This is a genomic window from Gottfriedia sp. NPDC057948 (genome assembly GCF_042887255.1).
In the GTDB taxonomy this organism is placed as follows: Bacteria; Bacillota; Bacilli; order Bacillales; family Bacillaceae_G; genus Gottfriedia.
Map to the genome: position 1 here is coordinate 1 of NZ_JBHVPN010000040.1, position 4086 is coordinate 4086.

The window sequence follows — 4086 nt, forward strand, 5'->3', positions numbered from 1 at the left end:
AACACGGCAGTTAAGCTCTTTTGCGTCGATGGTAGTTGGGGGTTTCCCCCTGTGAGAGTAGAACGTCGCCTGGTAACCAAAAACATCAGCTATTAAGCTGATGTTTTTTTGCGTTATAAAAAAATAATTATGATGTCGATTTATATCAAGAAAAAAATAATTTAGTTCATTCTTTATTCATATTTTAGTTGTAAATTTTAAAGGTAATGTAGATAAAAAATAGTAAGTGTAAGGAGTAAAGATATGAAAGAAGAAACTAATTCAAATAAAAAAAGTGACTGGAGAAATTTTATCTCTTTAATAAAAAATGCAAATCCTCCCAAATGGTTGTTTGCAATAGGCGTACTATTAAGTGTAGCCACTACTTTAGTCGGGTTACTATTACCTTTGCTTACAAAGAAATTTGTAGATGGTTTTTCATTAGCATCCTTAAGTGCCGGACAAATAGCGGTTTTTGTTACTGTACTAATCATACAGGCTATTTCATCAGCAGCTTCGATCTATCTGCTTAGCCGCGTAGGAAATACAGTTGTTGCCAATGTAAGACACCGATTGTGGAAGAAAATGATTGTACTTCCAATATCTTATTTCGATGAGACTCAGACTGGTGATAATGTTAGTCGAGTTACGAATGATACAGCAATTTTAAAAGGGCTAATAACAGAACATATTACAAACTTTTTAACAGGAATCATATCAATTATTGGATCTTTTATATTACTACTAGTATTAGATTGGAGAATGACATTAGTAACATTTAGTATTATACCTGTCATTGCTCTTATATTTATCCCTATTGGAAAACAAATGTCAAAATTATCTAAAGCAACCCAAGATGAGACAGCAAAATTTACATCATTAATAAGCCAAGTTTTTTCAGAAATTAGATTAGTAAAAGTTTCGAATGCAGAAACTACTGAAATTACTAATGGAAACAAGGGAATTAATAATTTATTATCTTTCGGTATTAAGGAAGGAAAGTTACACTCTTTCATTGGTCCAATTATTTCATTTGTATTGATGCTTATTTTAGTAGTTATTATTGGATATGGCGGGGTCAGGGTCTCATCAGGTGCAATAACTGCAGGGGCTTTAGTAGCCTATATACTATATTTATTCCAAATTATCTTCCCAATAACGCAAATTACACATTTCTTTACTGAGCTTCAGAAAACAAAAGGTGCTACTGAAAGAATGATCAGTATATTAGAACTAGAAGAAGAAGATTATCAAACTGGAAAAGATGAAGTTGATATGAACTTACCAATTAATATTAATAAGTTACATTTTGCGTATAAGGAGGAAGAGATGTTAACAAATCTTAATTTTGTGATTCCTCCGGGTAAGGTAACAGCTATTGTAGGGCCAAGTGGAAGTGGAAAGACAACTTTATTTTCACTCATTGAACGGTTCTATCCTCCTAAAAATGGGGAAATAACAATTGGAGATAATCCAATTATTAGTTTCAATTTAGAGAATTGGAGAAAACAAATAGGTTATGTTGCACAAGAAAGTCCGCTAATTGTAGGGACAATTAGAGATAACATTTGTTATGGGATTAAAAGAGAGATATCTAATGAAGAACTGGCTTATGTATCGAGTATGGCATATGTAGATCAATTTGTTAATGACTTACCTGAAGGTTTTAATACAGAGGTTGGAGAAAGAGGTATAAAACTCTCTGGGGGGCAAAGACAACGAATAGGTATTGCCAGAGCTTTACTAAGAAACCCTAAATTATTAATGTTGGATGAGGCAACTTCGAATCTTGATAGTAGGTCTGAATTAGTTGTACAAAATGCACTTTCGAATTTAATGAAAGGGAGAACTACGTTAATTATTGCTCATCGTCTTTCCACAGTTATAGATGCGGATCAAATTGTATTTTTAGATAAAGGTAAAATAACTGGTATTGGGACACATGAAGAATTATATAGTAACCATTTAATGTATAGAGAATTTGCAGATCAACAATTAAGAGTAAATAATGCAGTGTGATTAAATTTTAGGGAAGGTGTTTTTATGGCTAGTATTTTAATCGTAGACGATGATCCACATATTCGAAAACTATTAAATGTTTTACTTCGAGATGAGGGCTTTACTGTTTTTGAGGCTACAAATGGTATTGAAGCAATTAGTGTTTTTGAAGATAACAAAATAGATATGTTAATTATTGACTTAATGATGCCTAAAATGGATGGATTCGAACTTTGTCGAGAAATACGTTACGAATATGATCTTCCTATAATTATGTTAACTGCAAAAGGTGAAACCGAACAGAAAGTTAGAGGGTTTAAATTAGGGACCGACGACTATATTGTAAAACCGTTTGAACCAGTCGAATTGGTTGTTCGGGTAAAAGCTTTATTAAGAAGATCAAAAATATCTTCATCTAAAATTGTTCAAATAGGGAGTTTAGTAATAGACCACGGTAATTACAAAGTTCTAAATGAAAATGGAGTAATCAATATGCCATTGAAAGAGTTAGAACTTTTATTTACTTTAGCAAGCTCTTTAGGTAGGACCTATTCCAGAGAACAACTAATTGAAAACATTTGGGGATTCGATTATGCGGGGGATGAAAGAACTGTAGATGTTCATATAAAGCGATTGAGGGAAAGATTTCCCGAGAAAGAATTTGGTTTTAAAATTTCGACTGTATGGGGATTAGGGTACCGAATGGAGTTATTGAAATGAAAGTATTAAAAAAAATTAGAGATGTTATTGGGGCTATATTATTATTAACGACTGCAATAACAATCGGAAGCGTAATTGTTCACTATTCTACTATTTACTTATATGAACATCATCTCACTAATTTATCAGATTTAACGAAACAAATCATAAATACTTTTTTAACCTTTCTATTATTAATGCTCGGAGGAGCTGTGTTTGGTAGAATGTTTCATCATCCAAAGCAAATGAAAATGGTAAAAGAAATTATGCAGGCAATTAGAAGTATTTCAAGAGGTGAGTTTAACGTATCGGTGGATCTTGAAAAATTCAGGAATGCATTTGGTGGTGAAATAGGACAGATAATAGATAGCTTTAACAATATGGCCAAAAATTTAGATCAAATGGAAAACATGCGACAAGAGTTTATTTCTAACGTTTCACATGAAATTCAATCGCCTTTAACATCTATTAAAGGTTTTGCTAAAGTATTGCAAAATGAAAGTTTACCTTTAGAAGAGCGAAAGCAATATTTAAATATAATTGAGTATGAAAGTACAAGATTATCGAAGCTTAGTGATAATCTACTAAAGCTAACTTCTCTAGAATCACAAAACCAGCCAATAGAAAAGAACAGTTTTTCATTAAATAGCCAACTTATGTACTCATTGTTAAGCTGCGAACCTCAGATATTGGAAAAAAATATCAATATGCATGTTGACCTTGGTAAAATTGACTTTATTGGAGACGAGGCTCTTTTGAATCAGGTTTGGATGAATTTAATTACAAACAGTATAAAGTTTACTTCTAACGATGGTGATATATTTATATCTGCTTTACAAGATCATGACAAGGTAGTTATACAAATTCAAGATACTGGAATTGGTATTTCTGAAGAAGATCAAGTGCATATATTTGAAAGATTTTATAAAGCAGATAAATCAAGAGACAGAACAACTGGCGGAAATGGATTGGGTTTATCAATCGTAAAGAAAATTGTTGATATGCACAATGGAATAGTATATGTAAAAAGTGAGATCGGTAAAGGCTCATTATTTGTAGTAGAATTACCTATAAAGGCGGAGTAATTGTTTTTCATTATAGTAAACAGCGTTTAGTAAAGTTAACTATTCTTTTGCTATAATGAGAAACATGATCTTTTTATTAAAAAGTTATTGCAATCAAAAAAGATTAATGGTATATTATTAAACGTTGTCACATTAAACCAATAAATGAGGCAAGAAAATAATATAAAAAAGTTGTTGACCAAACAAACTTAAATATGTTATTATTATATAAGTCGCTAAGATATAAGCGGCAAAGTGAACTTTGAAAACTAAACAAAACATGAAGTAAACGTCAATTATTAGTTTTTTGAGCAATACAAGATTTAAACTTAACTTTTATGGAGAG

The 4086-nt window shown here is 31.4% G+C and carries 3 protein-coding genes and 1 rRNA gene; all 4 read left to right on the forward strand.

Translation table 11 applies throughout. From position 1 onward, the window contains the following. Positions 1-74, forward strand: a 5S ribosomal RNA gene (rrf, locus tag ACFVRR_RS24340); the annotation flags it as partial. Positions 75-243: 169 nt separating this feature from the next. Then, a complete protein-coding gene (locus tag ACFVRR_RS24230; protein ID WP_387333320.1) occupies positions 244-1998 on the forward strand; it encodes an ABC transporter ATP-binding protein in 1755 nt (584 codons plus the stop codon). 24 nt (positions 1999-2022) lie between these two features. Further along, positions 2023-2697, forward strand: a complete 675-nt coding sequence (locus ACFVRR_RS24235) for a response regulator (RefSeq protein ID WP_387333322.1) — start codon at positions 2023-2025, stop codon at positions 2695-2697. Beyond that, complete coding sequence (locus tag ACFVRR_RS24240; protein ID WP_387333324.1) at positions 2694-3761, forward strand: HAMP domain-containing sensor histidine kinase; 1068 nt, start codon at positions 2694-2696, stop codon at positions 3759-3761. Before ACFVRR_RS24235 ends, ACFVRR_RS24240 begins: the two co-directional genes overlap by 4 nt. Positions 3762-4086 lie beyond the last annotated feature (325 nt).